This window comes from Herbaspirillum sp. Her4 (genome assembly GCF_057961335.1).
Map to the genome: position 1 here is coordinate 4,952,386 of NZ_CM176330.1, position 16,406 is coordinate 4,968,791.

Here is a 16,406-nt window from a genome sequence, read left to right on the forward strand (position 1 = left end):
GACCGCCGTGACGTTCGCACTCCCTGTTTTTTCATCGGCGCAATCTATCACGCAGCCTGTGCGCTGCAATCTCGTGGCCGTGCTGCCGTCCGGCAAGAGCGGCTTGCGGATCCGGAGAAAGTCCTTTTGGCACAAGCAGTTAGCGGCAGCGAACAACAAAAAAAATGGGCTGCGACATATTGCCGCAGCCCGCAAATACAACAGAGAGGAGGTGTGATTGGACCCGATTTCCGTCCTCCGTCCCTTAATCCACATCAAACACGCTGCGCTGATCCTTGCCCTTTTACCTTCACGCACAACATCCGGTCACGCCACCAGAAGCCGCGGGTGAATTGCGCATCGCCACGCCTGCGCCGCCTTTTGCGGAAATAAAAAAATCCGGCTTCTTGCGCGAAGGCCGGATTTTTCATTCATCGATTCGAGAGATGAATCAGGTGCGCATCATCAACTGCCGCGATAAGTCGAATAAGCCCACGGCGACACCACCAGAGGCACATGATAGTTCTGCGAGGCATCGGCCACGCCGAAGGCAATCACCACTTCGTCGACGAAACGCGGTTCCGGCAGGCTCACGCCCTGTTCCGCAAAATAATCACCGGCCGCAAAGACCAGTTCGTACTTGCCGGGCTGCAGCGCCTCGCCTTCCAGCAGCGGCGCATCGCAACGGCCATCGCTGTTGGTGACGGCGTGCTTGAGCAGCGTCTTGCCGCCGCCAGTCACCGCATAGAGCGCCAGCTTCACCCCCGCGCCGGGCTTGCCCTTGGTGATATCCAGCACGTGCGTGCTCAGTTTGCCCATGTTGCTGTCCTTTCGCTGTGTAATGGATGAGTGATCGTGAGCGCCGATGATATACCGCCGCCCGCCGAACCCTATACGAGTACGCTTATACCGGCCATCGATGCAGCGGACATAATGCCTTACCGCGCAGCCCCCTGCCAAACCGGAGCCGACATCCGGACCGCAGATACCAGCACGGGCCCGGCGCGGCAATCATTTAAATCATTTAAATCATTTATATCAAACAACATCCATCACTGGAGGAGACACCATGCCCATTCCATCCCTGCGCCTGCACGGCACGCTCGCGGGCGTCCTGCTCATGGCCGGCGGCAGCGCCATGGCGGCCGACTGGGCCGACAACTCGATCGGCTACCGTTACGGCACGAAGTTTGCCGAGCCCTTCAATACGCAGGACATCAGCAAGAACATCGTCAACTTCCAGCATGCCAGCGGCTACAAGTACGGCACCAATTTCCTCAACGTCGACCTGCTGATGTCGGACAGCAAGGATGACAATGCCCAGGAAGCCTATGTCACCTATCGCCATACGCTGGACATCGGCAAGATCAGCGGCCGCGACCTGTCCTTCGGACCGGCGCGCGGGGTGGGCCTGACGCTGGGCTTCGACTGGAACACCAAGAACGACAACAGCTATGCCTCGAAGAAACGCATGTGGGTGGTCGGCCCGACCCTGATGATGGATGTGCCGGGTTTTCTCAACGTGAGCGTGCTGGCGCTGTTCGAAAGCAACCAGCCCAAGGGCATCAGCAGCCGCTACACCTATGACACGCACCCGATGCTGAACCTGGCCTGGGGGATCCCGCTGGGCGGCAGCGGATGGGCCTTCGAGGGCTACCTGAACTACATCGCCGCCAAGGGCAGGAACGAGTTCGGCGGGTCGACTGCGCCCGAACTGAATTTCGACGGACAGCTCATGTACGACCTCGGCACGGCCATGGGACTGGGCAAGAACACCTTGCGCCTGGGTCTGGAATACCAGTACTGGCGCAACAAGTTCGGCAACCCGAGCAACGTGCCGGGCTCGCTGGCCAAGACACCGATGGTGCGCGCCGAATATCACTTCTGATCGCCTCCGGCAGCGGGAAGCCGCCCGTTGCGCCAAGGAGTTGGCCGCTCCTGATTGAAAAAAATCGAGCTTCCGATACAAATTTCAATCTTCAAAAACTCCTGCAAAAAATCGAAATTTGCAGGAGTTCTTTTTTTCTCCCCGCTTCCTATACTCAGCCGGATCCGCTCCCGGCACGTCGCCATCGCCGGCCGGATTTCCCCTGACATCTGACCGCCAGCCCCCGTCCGGACGCGCATCCCGCTTTTTTCACAAAGCTTCATATCGTCCCGGACACCGCTCATCGCCAGCCCAGAGATTTCGCCACCCTTACTCTCGGAACCTGACATGAGCTTCATCAAGAGCAAAAAGCACCCCTCTTCCCCGCCCTCTCCTGCCTCATCCAGCTGCTGCCTGTCGGCGGCGTTGGCGGGCGTCCTGCTGCTGCCGGCAGTCACCGCCCAGGCCCAGTCCGCTGGCGGCAAACTGCCTTCGGTACAGGTCGATGCCGTCAAGGAATCGCCCTACAAGGCCGAGCAATCGGCCTCCCCCAAGTACACGCAGCCGCTGGTGGATACGCCGCAGACGCTGCAGGTCTTCAAGCGTCCGCTGATGGAACAGCAGGGTGCCACCACGCTCACCGAGGTGCTGCGCAATACGCCCGGCGTGGGCACCTTCTTCCTCGGCGAGAACGGCAGCACCAGTACCGGCGACACCATCTACATGCGCGGCTTCGACATCTCCAGCGCCATCTTCGTGGACAACGTGCGCGACCTTGGCGCGATCTCGCGCGACGTCTTCAACCTGCAGCAGGTGGAGGTCCTGAAGGGAGCCGCGGGCACCGACAACGGCCGGGGTTCTCCGACCGGCTCCGTCAACCTGGTCACCAAACAGCCCGAACTGGCCGATGCGGTCAGCGCCAGCGGCACCTATGGCAGCTGGAACCAGAAGCGCGCCACCGTGGACTGGAACAAGGTACTGAACCCCGATCAGGGCCTGGTGCTGCGCCTGAACCTGATGAAACAACACAGCGGCGTACCCGGCCGCCACCAGGTGCACAGCAGCCGCGACGGCTTCGCGCCGTCGCTGGCCTGGGGATTGAACGGCCCCACCCGCATCCTCTTCAACTACGTGCACATGCAGCAGGACAACGTCCCCGATGGCGGCGTGGTCACCCTCGGCCTGCCCGGCTATCGCTCGCCGGATCCGGCGCGTCCCTTCATTGGCGACGCGCCCAAGGTGAATCCGAGCAACTACTATGGCCACGTGGACGACTATGACCGGGTCAACGCCGACATGTACACCCTGCGGGTGCAGCACGACTTCTCGCCCACCCTGAAGCTGGAAAACAGCACCCGCTACGCCCGCACCGACCAGGATTACCGCCTGGCCTCCTTCATTGCCACCGGCAGCGACCGGGGCAAGTACAAGTCCGGCATCCGCACGCCCTCGGCCACTGACCGCACCACCTGGCTACTGGCGCGCAACATCGTCACGCGGCGCGACCAGGCCAACGAGATCCTCAGCAACCAGACCCATGCCACGGCGCAGTTCAATACCGGCACGATCCGGCACACCCTGGTTGGCGGCCTGGAACTGACGCGCGAACGCCAGCATGCGCTGGCCTTCACGGTGGACGGATTCCGTCCACCGGCCAACCTGTACCAGCCGAATCCCCGCTTCGACGAATCGGAAGTCAGCATCCAGACCACCGGCCGCAACGAGGGCCAGATCGATACCGTCGCGCTGTACGTGCTGGACACGCTCAAGTTCGGCGAGCGCTGGTCACTGAACCTGGGCTTGCGCGAGGACCATTACCGCACCTCCTTCGACGGCATCGCCTCCGGCACCGCCACTGCACTGAAAACCTCGGGCAACCTGCTGAGCTGGAAGCTGGCAGCCGTCTTCAAGCCCACCGGCTACAGCAGCGTCTACGCCCTGCTGGCGAGTTCGCAGCAGCCGCCGGGCGGCAACAATCTCGCCCTCAGTGCCAGCCGCAGGAATCCCTCCCACCCCGACTACGCGCCACAAAAGACCCGTACCGCCGAAATCGGCACCAAATGGGACCTGCTCGACCGCCGCCTGGCCGTCACCGGCGCGCTCTATCGCACCGACGTGCACAATGAGATCGAGCCGGGAACGCTGGCCGACACCTGGTTCCAGATCGGCGAGAAACGTACCGAAGGGGTGGAACTGGGCGTTACCGGCGAGCTCACCCGGGACATTTCGCTCACCGCCGGCTACAGCCGCATGAACAGCCGCGTCAACAAGGGACGCGTGGTCACCGCCAACGGCGAGAACTACCTGGCCTACGCCCCGCGCCAGTCCTTTACCTCCTGGGCGACCTGGCGCGCGGCACCGGGCCTGGCGCTGGGCGGCGGCCTGCGCTATACCGACGGCCTGCTGCGCGGCACCGACAGCAATGCGCTGGGCACGCCCACCCGGACCGACGCCTACTGGCTGGTCGATGCCATGGCCAGCTATGCCATCAACAAGACCGTGGAGCTGCAGTTCAACGTGACCAACCTGTTCAACAAGCAGTACGCCGCTGCGATCAACAAGAGCGGATATCGCTACACACCGGGCGGCACGCGTGCCGTCTCGCTGACCGGCAACTTCCGCTTCTGATCTCCTGCCCGGCGGTGGCGGCGTTCTGCCGCCACCGCTGAACTGCTCCCACACCTCCCTCACGACCAGCCCACTGCATCACGCAGCGCACTGCCGTGAGGCTTCGTGTTTTTTATGCAACAAATGTAGTTTCGGCTTGCCCCGTCCGCCTTCCCGGATGCGGTGCGGCTTTGCGCGGGATGTTCTGAATGGAAGACCAAGAGCAGACGATCAGGGAACAGAAATTTTTAGAATAAGAATCACTTTTATTTGGAACCGTGGCTATAATTGTAAAAATCTCGTAGCAATTTGAAACATTGCGATATCAACGAGATACAAAAACTACAATCTCGCCAGCCATTACGGCGGAGCCTGCCAGGTCTCACCAGACCATGCGATTGCCCGTTCGACTCATAGCCAGCCAAGAGAACTCTCAACATTTTCTCTCGGAACCCTGCCATGAGTTACATCAAGAGCCGCAAGCACGCGCAGCCTGCCTTTGCTTCGACCCGTCTGTCCGCCGCCGTTGCCGGCGCCCTGCTGCTGCCGGCCGTGGGCGTGCACGCACAGACCAGCACCGCCCTGCCCAAGGTCGAAGTGACCGCCACCCAGGAATCGGACTACAAGGCCGACAAGGCCTCCTCGGCCAAGTACAGCCAACCGCTGGTCGACACCCCGCAGACCCTGACCGTGATCAAGAAGCAGCTGATCGACCAGCAGGGCGCCACCACGCTGACCGAAGCCCTGCGCAACAGCCCGGGCGTCGGCACCTTCTTCCTCGGCGAAAACGGTACTACCAACACCGGCGACGCCATCTACATGCGCGGCTTCGACAGTTCCAGCGCGATCTTCGTGGACAACGTGCGCGACCTCGGTTCGATCTCGCGCGACATGTTCAACATTCAGCAAGTGGAAGTCCTGAAGGGCCCGGCGGGCACCGACAATGGACGCGGCTCGCCGACCGGTTCGATCAACATGGTCACCAAGCAGGCCGAGATGAACAACTTCTTCAATTCCTCCGCCACCTATGGCAGCTGGAACCAGAAGCGCGCCACCGCCGACTGGAACAAGGTGATCGATGAAGAGCGCGGCATCGCCATGCGCCTGAACGTGATGAAGCAGGACAGCGGCGTCCCCGGCCGCCATGAAGTCAAGAACGACCGCTGGGGCGTGGCGCCCTCGCTGGCCTTTGGCCTGAACAGCCCGACCCGCGTGTTCCTGAACTATCTGCACATCGACCAGGACAACGTGCCCGATGGCGGCGTGCCCACCATCGGCCTGCCGGGCTATACCTCGCCGGATGCCTCGCGCTCCTTCCTGAGCGGCGCGGCGCGGGTGAACTCGTCGAATTTCTACGGCCTGTCGAGCGACTACGACAAGGTGACCGCCGACATGTTCACGGCGCGTGTGGAGCATGACTTCTCGCAGAACGTCAAGCTGCAGAACACCACGCGCTATGCCAAGACCAGCCAGGATTACCTGCTGACCGCCTTCATGGGTACATCGGCCAACCTGGTCACGCCGTCGGCCAGCAATCCCTCGGCCTGGACCCTGTCGCGCTCCAACCCGACGCGCAAGGACCAGAGCAACGAAATCATCACCAACCAGACCAACATCACGGCCGATCTGCAATCCGGCAGCCTCAAGCACACGCTGGTGGGCGGTGTCGAATTCACCCAGGAGAAGCAGCACGCGCTGTCCTTCACCCGCAGCGGCACGCTGTCGGTGGCCAACCTGTACAACCCGAATCCGAACGACCCCAAGACCTACACGATGACGGCCACCGGCTACAACGACGGCAAGACCGACACCGTCTCGGCCTATCTGTTCGACACCGTCAAGTTCAACGACCAGTGGTCGATCAACGCCGGCATCCGCGAGGACCATTACCGCACCACGTACTATTCCAACGCCGCCGGCACCATCACCAACCTGTCGACCTCGGGCAACCTGTTCAACTGGAAGCTGGCCGCAATCTACAAGCCGACCGACTACAGCAGCATCTATGCCCTGTACGCCACCTCCCAGCAGCCGCCGGGCGGCAGCAACTTCGCCCTGTCGGCCTCGGCCAACAGCGCGGCCAACAGCAACTACGCCCCGCAAAAGACCAAGACCTCCGAACTGGGCACCAAGTGGGATCTGATGAACAAGAAGCTGGCCCTCACGGCGGCCCTGTTCCACACCGAAGTGACCAATGAAGTCGAGCAGGATCCGACCTCGCTGCAGTACTTCCAGACCGGCAAGAAGACCGTGCAGGGTATCGAACTGGGCGTGACCGGTGACGTGACCAGCAACCTGTCGCTGGCAGCGGGCTACACCTGGATGGATACCAAGGTGAACAGCGGTGCCATCACCACGGCCGCCGGCGAGAACAATCTTGCCTATACGCCGAAGCAGGCCTTCACTTCGTGGGCCACTTATCGCCTGCCGCAGGGCTTCACCGTCGGCGGTGGTGCACGTTACGTCAGTTCGCTGCTGCGCGGCACCGATGGTGCGGTCGGTACGCCCAAGTACGCCAACAGCTATTGGGTCTTCGATGGCATGGTTGGCTATATCGTGAACAAGAACGTTGATCTACAGCTCAATATCTACAATATTTTCGATAAAGACTACGTAGCGGCAATCAACAAGAGCGGCTATCGTTACACCCCAGGCACGCCGCGTTCGGTGGCGCTGACCGCCAACTTCAAGTTCTGATCCTGCCCCTGGCATTGAAGCCCTCACCGGGTGTTGTGCTCTGACTCGCAAGAGTTCGTGACCCCTCCGGTGAGCCAGCGATCGGCGACTTGACGGCCCCTCCCGTGCGGAGGGGTTTTTTCATTCGCTACAGGAGAATTCCATCATGATGCTGCACATCCCCCAGCTCCTGACCCCGCAACAGGTCAGCCACATCCGCTCCAAACTGCAGCGCGCCGACTGGGTGGACGGCCGCGCGACGGTGGGCGACCAGGGGGCGCGCGTGAAGCGCAACCGGCAGTTGCCGGAACATTCGCCGCTGGGATTCCAGCTCGGCGAGATCATCCTGGAAGCACTGCGCGGGAATCCCCTCTTCTTTGCCGCTGCGCTGCCCAAAAAGACCATGCCGCCGCTGTTCAACAGCTATGAAGGCGGCGAACACTACGGCCTGCACGTGGATGGCTCGGTGCGCATGCTGCCCAATGCGGCCGGCAGCATCCGTACCGATGTCTCGACCACGGTGTTCCTGTCGGAGCCGGACGAATACGATGGCGGCGAACTGGTCGTGGTCGATACCTATGGCACCCATGAAGTGAAACTGCCGGCGGGGGACATGATCGTCTATCCCTCCACCAGCCTGCACCGGGTGGAACCGGTCACGCGCGGGGCGCGCGTGTGCTCCTTTTTCTGGACCCAGAGCATGATCCGCGACGACTGGAAGCGCAGCATGCTCTTCGAACTGGACCGCAACATCGTCGGCCTGCGGCAAAAACTGGGGGATACCGACGAAGTGGTGGGACTGACCGGGCATTATCACAACCTGCTGCGGCAGTGGGCGGAGGTCTGACTACGCCAAATTGTTTATTTGTTTTATATCGTTTTTAAATTAGCGTATCCCGATACGCCAAAGACGAAGGCCGTCCGGCATTGCACCGGACGGCCTTTTTCATGCAAGCCAGTGCGGGATCAGACGAACCGCCCGATCGCAGCGATCACCGCCTCCCGCACCGATCCGCTGACCACGAAGCCATGCGCGGCCTGCACGTCGTCGTGGAACCAGCGATCGCCATCCAGGCAAGCCGGAATCTGCCGACGGATCTCCTCATAGGCCACCTGCGTACCCTGCCCCAGCTTGAAGTCCTTGAGCAAGTTCTCGGTCATGGTCAGCGCCTGCGCCGCCAGCAGCATTTCCACGCCGACGATGTATTGCGTGTTCTGCACCACCGTCATCGCCTTGCGGGCGCACCAGGTCGAGTTGGAAATGTGGTCCTCGCTGTTGCCCTTGGAAGGGATGCTGTCGACGCTGCCGGGCATGCACAGGGTGCGGTTTTCCATCACCAGCGAACTCATGGAACACTGCACCACCGGATAGCCCGTGTTGACGCCGCGCACGCCGCTCATCAGGTTGCGCGGCAATCCCCACGACAGGGTGGGGTCGATCAGGCGCGCGATACGGCGTTCGCAGATGCTGCCCAGATCGGTGATGGCCATGGCCAGCAAGTCCATCGCCTGCGCCAGATACTGGCCGTGGAAGTTGCCGCCGGAAATGATTTCGAAACCTTCGCCGTCTTCCTTGTTGAAGATCAGCGGATTGTCGGTGGCGGAGTTGGTCTCTTTCTCGATGATGGTATCGATGTAGTCGAGCGCATCGAATACCGGACCATACACTTGCGGCGCGCAGCGCAGCGAATACACATCCTGAATGCGCGCGGTGTAGCGAATATCGGTACGGCGCAATTCATCGGGCAGTTGTATTGCACGCGCTTCATGCGTAGTACGCGTGGACCCCTTCAACAAGTTGCGGATGACTTCAGCCGTCTTGATCTGCCCCGCATGCGGACGCGCCTGCTGGATACGTGGATCGAAAGCCGACATTTCGGCGCGCATCGCTTCCAGCGTCAGCCCCAGTGACAGGCAGGCATCGGACAGCAGATGGCGCGCATCGTGTGCGGCGAGGATGGCGACCGCCAGCGAGGCAGTACAGCCATTGATGAGGGCCGAGGCATCCTTGGCCTTGAGATCAAATTTGACCGGACCAATGCCGGCCTGCTCGATGGCCTGCGTGGCGCGCATGCGCTGGCCTTGATACATCACTTCCGCTTCATCAAACCCGGCAATGGCCGCCGCCAGATAAGCCAGCGGCGCCAGATCGCCGGAAGCACCCACCGATCCCTTCTGCGGCATGATCGGGTGGATACCCGCATTGATGAAAGCCAGCAGGCGATCAACCACTTCCACGCGTGGCGCGGAATAATTCGAAGCGAACGCATTGGCCCGCAGCAGCATGGTGGCGCGGCTGACTTCTTCCGAAAACGGCTCGCCGATGCCCGCACTGTGCGCGCGGATCAGCTGGGTCTGGAACAGCTCGATATGCTCGACCTTGATGCGGGTGTCCTTGAGCAGGCCCACGCCGGTATTGAAGCTGTACATCATGGGCGCTTCATCGTGCATCCAGGTCGATTCGATGTAGTCGCGGCTTTGCTTGAGGGCGGCACGCGAAGAATCGGCCAGCGCCACTTTCAGGTGAGGCGCACGAGCCACGCTGACAACTTGCGCGGCGGTGAGGTTGAATCCGTCGATGGTAATGGGTTGCATGTGTGCTCTCTGATGGAATCGGGTGCGATTACTTGGCCCCAGCCTGGAACCACGCGGCCAGCTCGGTGCGTTCCGCATCGGTCATCTGGGTCATGTTGGCCAGCGGCATGTCCTTGGTCTGGACGGCGCGCTGGAAGATCTTGGCCGCGTGCTGATGAATCAGCTCGGGCGTTTGCAGCATCATCCCGGCTGGTGCGGTGGCGAAGCCGGCCTGGGTCGGCTTGTCCGAATGGCAGCTGGCGCAACGCTGGGTGACGATGGCCTGGATGCGGGCAAAGTCCGGTGCGGCAGCCGCCACCGGCGCTGCGCCCTCACCTGCGGAGGCAGCAGGTGCAGTCGATGCAGCAGGTGCGACAGGACGCGGCGCAATCGCCACGGCCACCGCCAGCAGCAAGGCCACACCGGCGAGGGGATAGCCCACCGACACCTTGCCCTTGTGCCGCAAATTGAAGAAGTGACGAATCAGCACACCGGCCGCCATGATCGCCGCCAGCACCAGCCAGCTATGGGCATGCGTGTAGGTCATCGCATAGTGGTTGCTGATCATGATGAAGAGTATGGGCAGCGTGAAGTAGTTGTTGTGCACGCTGCGCTGCTTGCCCTTGCGGCCGTGGATGGGGTCGGGCGAGCGGCCGGCCTTCATCGCCTCCACCAGCTTGCGCTGGCCGGGGATGATGACCATGAGCACATTGCCCACCATGATGGTGCCGATCATCGCGCCCACGTGGATATACGCCGCGCGGCCCGACAGCAGGTGTGTGAGCAGATAGGCCACCGCCACGATGAAGACGAACATCACCAGCCCCAGCAGCCCTTCGCGCTTGCCCAGCGGCGACTTGCACAGCAGGTCGTAGACGATCCAGCCCAGCACCAGGGTACCGATGCCCACACCGACGGCTTCCGGCCCGGTGAGGTTGGCCACCGACTTGTCCACCATCATGGCCGAGGCATTGAAGTAATACACGATGAACAGCATGGCCACACCGGTGATCCAGGTGGCATAGGCCTCCCACTTGAACCAGTGGAGTTCTTCCGGCAGCTCGGCCGGCGCGACCAGATACTTTTGCGGATTGTAGAAACCGCCGCCGTGCACGGCCCACAGCTCGCCGGAGACGCCCTTCTTCTCCAGGTCGCTGCCCGGCTTGGGCGGGCGGATGGAGTTGTCCAGCCAGACGAAATAGAACGAGGCACCGATCCAGGCGATGCCCGTGATCAGGTGCAGCCAGCGGACCAGCAGGTTGGCCCAGTCGATGCCATATGAAACCAGGAGTGCTTCCATGTCTTCCCCACGCAGGATTGCTGTCCGCCACCGCGACCTACTCCGGACAGGCGAGGCATTGCCTCAGGAATGGGCCGCCATGGAAGTCTTCCCACCGCCCTGCGTGTACCAAGGCTGCAACTGGATGAGTGGAGTGAAGGCTTCCCGCGCGCCGGGAAGCGCAGGCGCCTTGATGGCGCCCTGGCTGGTCTCCCGTCGTGCTGCCGCTACGACCCGATGGCTGATGCCATCTGTTTTTTTGGCCATCCTGCTGATGCGGGACGGTTGCAGGAAAGATAAACGTGAGGGTCACGCAAAACATGGTCATCAACGTATATTTGACATACGAATGACGATATACAAAAATGCCCCCTGGATGTGGGACGCTTGCGCTCGCATCACGCCAGGCCGCCGCCCGAGCCGGCCCGGCACAAGACAACGATAATGCGCCTGCCCCCGATGCAGCCGCCCCAGAGTGAACGAAAAACCGTCACCTGCCCCGCACCACAAGACCCCGGAGACATTCCCATGTCCAGGCTGCCTGACCATCTCGACATCCACCTCATCCGCATCCTCTATCTCCTGCTCTGCGAGAAGAATGTATCGCGGGTCGCCCTGAAACTGAACCAGCCGCAGCCCTCGATTTCAGCCTCGCTGCGCAAGCTGCGCGAACTGACCGGCGACCCGCTGCTGGTGCGCGGCGCGCGCGGCATGGTGCCGACCCAGCATGGCGAGAGCCTCTTGAAACCCGCCAAGCGCATCCTCGACGAAACCGAGCGCCTGTTCGTGCCCAAGACTGCTTTCGTGCCACAGGAGGAAGAGCGTACCTTCCACATCGCCGCGCCCGATTACATGAACACGCCCTTCTTCACCGAAGTGATCGCCCGCCTGCGGCGCGAGTCGCCGCGCAGCCGCATCGTCATCCACGCGCTGGGTCCGGATACCGATTACGTGCGCCTGCTGTCGGACGGGGAACTGGACCTGGTGATTGCCAACTGGGACGAGCCGCCTGCGCATTTGCACCTGTCAAAGCTGTTTGACGACCCCATCGTCTGCCTGATGCGCGCCGACTGTGCCTACGCCAAGCGCACCGCGCGCGACGCCATGAGCATCGAGGACTATCTCTCGCTGCCGCACGCCGCGCCCTCGCAGATCCTGCCCGGCTATCACGGCACCATCGATACCTTCCTCGAAAAGCAGAACCTGCATCGCAATGTGGTGGTGGAATCGGCGCACTTCCGCATGCTGCCCTACATGGTGGCGCAGACCGACCTGGTGCTGACGGCCGGCCAGCAGTTCGCCAGCTTCTACGAAAAACTCCTGGGCCTGAAAAGCTATACGGTACCCATCAAGTTCCCGCCGCTGCGTTTTTACCAGCTGTGGCACGAGCGGGTGCACCAGGCCACCGAGCACAAATGGCTGCGCGCCCAGGTCAGCGCGGCGGCCAAGATGATGGCGCAGGGCCGCGCCTGAAGCGGTGCCGGGCCGCTCCGGCAAAGGAAACGGGCATTCCGGCATATATCGGCGGCGCGCCAGCCGGTATGCCGGGGCTTATATATCGCACTCCCCGGATTGCATTAGTATCGCCAGCATCAGACCGGCATCCGCACACAAGCCCCACCAAGACGCGGAGCACGGTACTGGGCCGGAACCACCTTCAAGCGGCAAGGCACGTCACCCTCTCAGAATGATCACGGCGGCGCGGTCACATGCCAGGTTCCATCGATAAAAAATACCAGGAGACAATCCCATGCAAGCCACTCGCCATCCGGTGGATGAACGCCTACCCGTATTCAAGCTCTTTGCCCTCGGCATGCAGCACGTGCTGGTGATGTATGCCGGTGCGATTGCCGTGCCGCTCATCATCGGTGGTGCGCTGAACCTGCCCAAGTCCGAGATCGCCTACCTCATCAGTGCCGACCTGTTCTGCTGCGGGCTGGTGACCATCATCCAGAGCGCCGGCCTCTGGAAATTCGGCATCCGCATGCCTGTCATGATGGGCGTGACCTTTGCCGCCGTGGGGCCGATGGTGGCCATGGCCAACAATCCGCAGCTGAACATCCTGCATATCTACGGGGCGGTGATTGCTTCGGGCGTATTCTGCATCCTCGCCTCGCCCTACATGAGCAAGCTCATGCGTTACTTTCCGCCGGTGGTCACCGGCACTGTCATCACGGTGATCGGCGTCTCGCTCATGGGCGTGGGCATCAACTGGGCCGCAGGTGGACAGCCGGTGATCGGCAAGCTGGTCGACGGGGTCTTCGTGAAAGTCCCCAATCCCGACTACGGCTCGCCGCTGTCGCTCTCGATTGCGGCGGTGGTGCTGGTCTCGATCCTGCTCATCACCAAGTACACGCGGGGGTTCATCTCCAACATATCGGTGTTGATGGGCATGGTGGTCGGTTTCGTGATTGCCTTTGCCTTGGGCAAGATCAGCTTTGACGGGCTGGATGCGGCGGACTGGTTCGCCTTCATCCAGCCCTTTCACTATGGGCTGCCGCAATTCGACATTGCCTCCATCATCAGCATGTGCCTGGTGATGATCGTGACGATGATCGAATCGACCGGCATGTTCATGGCCCTGGGCGACATCGTCGGCCGCCGCATCGACGACCGCACGCTGGCCAGCGGCTTGCGCGTGGATGGCCTGGGCACGGTGATCGGCGGTCTCTTCAACACCTTCCCCTATACCTCCTTCTCGCAGAACGTCGGGCTGGTGGGCGTGACCGGCATTCGCAGCCGTTTCGTCTGTGTGGCGGCCGGGGTGATCCTGATTGCGTTTGGCCTGTTCCCCAAGATGGCGCACGTGGCCGCGTCGATTCCGCAATTCGTGCTGGGCGGTGCCGGCATCGTGATGTTCGGGATGGTGGCGGCGACCGGCATCAAGATCCTGTCCAAGGTCGATTTCCACGGCAACCGCAACAATCTCTTCATCGTCGCCATCAGCATTGGCGTGGGCATGATCCCCATCGTTGCGCCGACCTTCTTCGACAAGATGCCGCATCTGCTGGGCACCATCTTCCACAGCGGCATCCTGCTGGCCTCGGCCATGGCGGTCGGGTTGAACCTGTTCTTCAATGGCCGGGGCAGTGAAGAGGACGTGGCCCGCTATGCGGTCGCGGCGGCGCAGAGTTCGGATCACTGAAGCGGGTGCGGTGAGATATGCCGCTGCGCATAGGGCCCAGATGAAACCGTTGATGCCATCCGGGCCAAGATGTTTTAAAGTCTCATCTGCGCTGCAGACCGCACCGGGCGGGCTTTGGCGCAGACCGTGAGACGACAGCCGCAGACAACAATCGGTGCCGACAATCCTGATTTTCATGAGGGATGTCGGCGTCGGCTTTGCGGCATCACCCATGAACACAGCGAGGGAGCCGGCGGCGAGCCGACCGGCCAGCACATGACGACGACACTGGAACACCTGAACGCAGCCGAGACTTCGGCCTTCATCGCCGCCCTGCACGGCATTTACGAGCACTCTCCCTGGATTCCCGAGCGGGCGGCGCTGCAGCGTCCCTTCCGCAATCTCACCGCCTTCAAGCTGGCCTTGCACAAGGTCGTGACCGACGCCAGCCGCGCCGAGCAACTGGGCCTGATCCGCGCCCACCCCGAACTGGCTGGCCGCGCCGCGATTGCCGGCGAGCTGACGGCCGAGTCCACGGGTGAGCAGGCCAAGGCTGGATTGAACCTGTGCAGCCCGGAAGAATTTGCCCGGCTGCAACAGCTCAATGCCGACTACAACGCGAAGTTCGGTTTTCCCTTCATCCTGGCGGTGAAGGGTCCTACTGGTGCGGGCCTGACGCGCCAGCAGATCATCGCCACGTTTGCGCGCCGCCTGCGCAACCAGCCGGAAGACGAAGTGCGTGAAGCCCTGCGCCAGATCGGCCGCATTGCCGAGATGCGCATCAACGACCTGCTGGGCTATCGCCCGGCGATGGGGGCCACGGTGATGCAGTGGGCTGAAGAAATCGGCGCCCTGTCGGAAGACGAAGGCGCGCTCACCTGTACTTATCTCACCGAGACGCACCAGCGTACTGCCCAGCAGATTGCGCAGTGGATGCGCGAGGCGGGCATGCATGTGCATATCGATGCGGTGGGCAACGTGGTGGGGCGTTATCTTTCCACGGATCCGCAGGCCAGGACCTTGCTCACCGGTTCGCACTACGACACGGTGCGCAATGGCGGCAAGTACGATGGGCGCGAGGGAATCTTGCTGCCCATTGCGGTGGTGAAGCATTTGCATGAACGTGGCGAGACCTTGCCTTTCCATTTCGAGGTGATTGGATTTTCGGAAGAAGAAGGCGTGCGTTTCAAGAGCACCTTCCTGGGCAGCAATGCGGTGACCGGCCATTTCGACATGAAACTGCTGGACCTGCAGGACAAGGATGGCATCAGCATGCGCGAGGTGATCACCCAGGCGGGCCATGATGTTGCGGCCATCCCGCAGATTGCGCGTGATCCGGCCGACATCCTGGGCTATGTGGAGGTACACATCGAGCAGGGACCGGTATTGCTCAATCGTGATTTGCCGGTGGGCATTGTCACTTCGATTGCGGGCAGTTCGCGCTATCTGGTGGAGTTGAAGGGAGTGGCCAGCCACGCGGGTACCACGCCGATGGACATGCGCAAGGATGCGGCGGCAGCGGCGGCCGAGATCATCCTTTATGTGGAGCAGCGTTGTTCGCAGGATCAGCATGCGGCGCTGGTGGGCACGGTGGGGCAATTGCAGGTACCGCGCGGGTCGACGAACGTGATTCCGGGTGCGTGCCAGTTATCGCTGGACATACGTGCGGCGGTGGATGAGGTGCGTATGGCGGCGGTGAAGGACATCCTGGGCAAGATCGAGGAGATCTGTGGCCGGCGCAGCATTGATTTCAAGCTGGAGGAGACCTTGAGCGCAGCGGCTGCGCCGTGTGCGCCGTGGCTGATGGATCAGTTGCGTGCCGCGACGGAGCGTGCCGGCGTGACGCCGTTTGAGCTGGCGTCGGGGGCTGGGCATGATGCGATGGCGATAGCCAAGCTGACGGATGTCTGCATGTTGTTTACGCGATGTGGCAATGGAGGCATCAGCCACAATCCGCTGGAGACGATGACGGCGGATGATGCGGAGGTATCGGGGCAGATTTTGCTGGATTTCCTGCGCAGTTTTGAGGCGAAGCGTTAATGATTTATATGATTTAGCGTTCTGCGCGTCTTCGATACGCGGCTGTGCCGCCACTCAGTCCGAACGGGAATTTGCAGCACAGGTCCGGACGAAGCCGCAGGCGAGTACGACCGAAGCCGCAGGCGAGCAAGACAAGGGCGATGCCGCAGGCGAGCCCGAGTTGGTGTTGGCCCCATAGGGCCAGCCGCCGCAGCGGAGCGAAAAGTGGATCAGAAGGATAGTGGGAGCGAAGCGACTCTATCCTTCCCACTTTTCGCTTC

The 16,406-nt window shown here is 61.9% G+C and carries 13 protein-coding genes; 8 read left to right on the top strand and 5 right to left on the bottom strand.

Annotated elements, in window-relative coordinates; translation table 11 throughout:
• The first annotated feature begins 7 nt into the window (after positions 1-7).
• A complete protein-coding gene (locus ACWFUC_RS22465) occupies positions 8-217 on the top strand; it encodes a hypothetical protein (protein WP_489623357.1) in 210 nt (69 codons plus the stop codon).
• Positions 218-254: 37 nt separating this feature from the next.
• Here the strand turns inward: ACWFUC_RS22465 and ACWFUC_RS22470 are convergent, their stop codons facing one another.
• Positions 255-410 (bottom strand): hypothetical protein, encoded by a 156-nt coding sequence (locus tag ACWFUC_RS22470; protein WP_158601279.1) that lies wholly within the window; start codon positions 408-410, stop codon positions 255-257.
• 34 nt (positions 411-444) lie between these two features.
• A complete protein-coding gene (uraH, locus tag ACWFUC_RS22475) occupies positions 445-798 on the bottom strand; it encodes a hydroxyisourate hydrolase (RefSeq protein WP_034333215.1) in 354 nt (117 codons plus the stop codon).
• A 250-nt stretch (positions 799-1,048) separates the two neighbouring features.
• On the opposite strand from uraH, the gene ACWFUC_RS22480 reads away from it, so the two are divergent.
• The gene (locus ACWFUC_RS22480) at positions 1,049-1,867 is read left to right on the top strand and encodes an outer envelope protein (RefSeq protein WP_134222932.1); all 819 of its coding nucleotides are present in this window, start codon (positions 1,049-1,051) and stop codon (positions 1,865-1,867) included.
• On the opposite strand, the gene ACWFUC_RS22485 is transcribed toward ACWFUC_RS22480, so the two are convergent.
• Positions 1,858-2,196, bottom strand: a complete 339-nt coding sequence (locus ACWFUC_RS22485; RefSeq protein WP_489623358.1) for a hypothetical protein — start codon at positions 2,194-2,196, stop codon at positions 1,858-1,860. The two genes, ACWFUC_RS22480 and ACWFUC_RS22485, sit on opposite strands and share 10 nt — an antisense overlap.
• Between ACWFUC_RS22485 and ACWFUC_RS22490 the strand changes: the two genes are divergently transcribed.
• The 3 genes from ACWFUC_RS22490 to ACWFUC_RS22500 all read left to right on the top strand — a co-directional run bounded on the left by ACWFUC_RS22490 (position 2,195) and on the right by ACWFUC_RS22500 (position 7,976).
• Complete coding sequence (locus tag ACWFUC_RS22490) at positions 2,195-4,474, top strand: catecholate siderophore receptor Fiu (protein ID WP_489623359.1); 2,280 nt, start codon at positions 2,195-2,197, stop codon at positions 4,472-4,474. The genes ACWFUC_RS22485 and ACWFUC_RS22490 overlap by 2 nt on opposite strands.
• 438 nt (positions 4,475-4,912) lie before the next feature.
• Entirely contained in the window at positions 4,913-7,150 is a 2,238-nt protein-coding gene (locus tag ACWFUC_RS22495) for a catecholate siderophore receptor Fiu (protein WP_489623360.1), read from the top strand.
• A gap of 145 nt (positions 7,151-7,295) precedes the next feature.
• Positions 7,296-7,976 (top strand): Fe2+-dependent dioxygenase, encoded by a 681-nt coding sequence (locus ACWFUC_RS22500; protein ID WP_489623361.1) that lies wholly within the window; start codon positions 7,296-7,298, stop codon positions 7,974-7,976.
• Positions 7,977-8,095: 119 nt separating this feature from the next.
• Here ACWFUC_RS22500 and ACWFUC_RS22505 read toward each other — a convergent pair whose 3' ends face one another.
• Together ACWFUC_RS22505 and ACWFUC_RS22510 are read right to left on the bottom strand one after the other, a co-directional pair.
• On the bottom strand, positions 8,096-9,724 hold the full coding sequence (locus ACWFUC_RS22505; RefSeq protein WP_489623362.1) for an HAL/PAL/TAL family ammonia-lyase: 1,629 nt from the start codon (positions 9,722-9,724) through the stop codon (positions 8,096-8,098).
• 28 nt (positions 9,725-9,752) lie between these two features.
• Complete coding sequence (locus tag ACWFUC_RS22510) at positions 9,753-11,003, bottom strand: urate hydroxylase PuuD (RefSeq protein WP_489623363.1); 1,251 nt, start codon at positions 11,001-11,003, stop codon at positions 9,753-9,755.
• A 507-nt stretch (positions 11,004-11,510) separates the two neighbouring features.
• Here ACWFUC_RS22510 and ACWFUC_RS22515 point away from each other — a divergent pair.
• From ACWFUC_RS22515 to ACWFUC_RS22525, 3 genes are all read left to right on the top strand, one after another.
• Positions 11,511-12,455: a LysR substrate-binding domain-containing protein gene (locus ACWFUC_RS22515; RefSeq protein WP_034332623.1), complete on the top strand. Its 945-nt coding sequence runs from the start codon at positions 11,511-11,513 to the stop codon at positions 12,453-12,455.
• A 277-nt stretch (positions 12,456-12,732) separates the two neighbouring features.
• Entirely contained in the window at positions 12,733-14,127 is a 1,395-nt protein-coding gene (locus ACWFUC_RS22520; protein WP_121044866.1) for a nucleobase:cation symporter-2 family protein, read from the top strand.
• A gap of 255 nt (positions 14,128-14,382) precedes the next feature.
• On the top strand, positions 14,383-16,146 hold the full coding sequence (locus ACWFUC_RS22525) for an allantoate amidohydrolase (RefSeq protein WP_310839770.1): 1,764 nt from the start codon (positions 14,383-14,385) through the stop codon (positions 16,144-16,146).
• Positions 16,147-16,406: the final 260 nt, after the last annotated feature.

Bases quoted from the DNA above. Each gene is read 5' to 3' on its own strand.
- ACWFUC_RS22470 (WP_158601279.1), bottom strand. From the start codon at position 410: ATGAAAAATCCGGCCTTCGCGCAAGAAGCCGGATTTTTTTATTTCCGC.
- uraH (WP_034333215.1), bottom strand. From the start codon at position 798: ATGGGCAAACTGAGCACGCACGTGCTGGATATCACCAAGGGCAAGCCC.
- ACWFUC_RS22480 (WP_134222932.1), top strand. From the start codon at position 1,049: ATGCCCATTCCATCCCTGCGCCTGCACGGCACGCTCGCGGGCGTCCTG.
- ACWFUC_RS22490 (WP_489623359.1), top strand. From the start codon at position 2,195: ATGAGCTTCATCAAGAGCAAAAAGCACCCCTCTTCCCCGCCCTCTCCT.
- ACWFUC_RS22485 (WP_489623358.1), bottom strand. From the start codon at position 2,196: ATGTCAGGTTCCGAGAGTAAGGGTGGCGAAATCTCTGGGCTGGCGATG.
- ACWFUC_RS22495 (WP_489623360.1), top strand. From the start codon at position 4,913: ATGAGTTACATCAAGAGCCGCAAGCACGCGCAGCCTGCCTTTGCTTCG.
- ACWFUC_RS22500 (WP_489623361.1), top strand. From the start codon at position 7,296: ATGATGCTGCACATCCCCCAGCTCCTGACCCCGCAACAGGTCAGCCAC.
- ACWFUC_RS22505 (WP_489623362.1), bottom strand. From the start codon at position 9,724: ATGCAACCCATTACCATCGACGGATTCAACCTCACCGCCGCGCAAGTT.
- ACWFUC_RS22510 (WP_489623363.1), bottom strand. From the start codon at position 11,003: ATGGAAGCACTCCTGGTTTCATATGGCATCGACTGGGCCAACCTGCTG.
- ACWFUC_RS22515 (WP_034332623.1), top strand. From the start codon at position 11,511: ATGTCCAGGCTGCCTGACCATCTCGACATCCACCTCATCCGCATCCTC.
- ACWFUC_RS22520 (WP_121044866.1), top strand. From the start codon at position 12,733: ATGCAAGCCACTCGCCATCCGGTGGATGAACGCCTACCCGTATTCAAG.
- ACWFUC_RS22525 (WP_310839770.1), top strand. From the start codon at position 14,383: ATGACGACGACACTGGAACACCTGAACGCAGCCGAGACTTCGGCCTTC.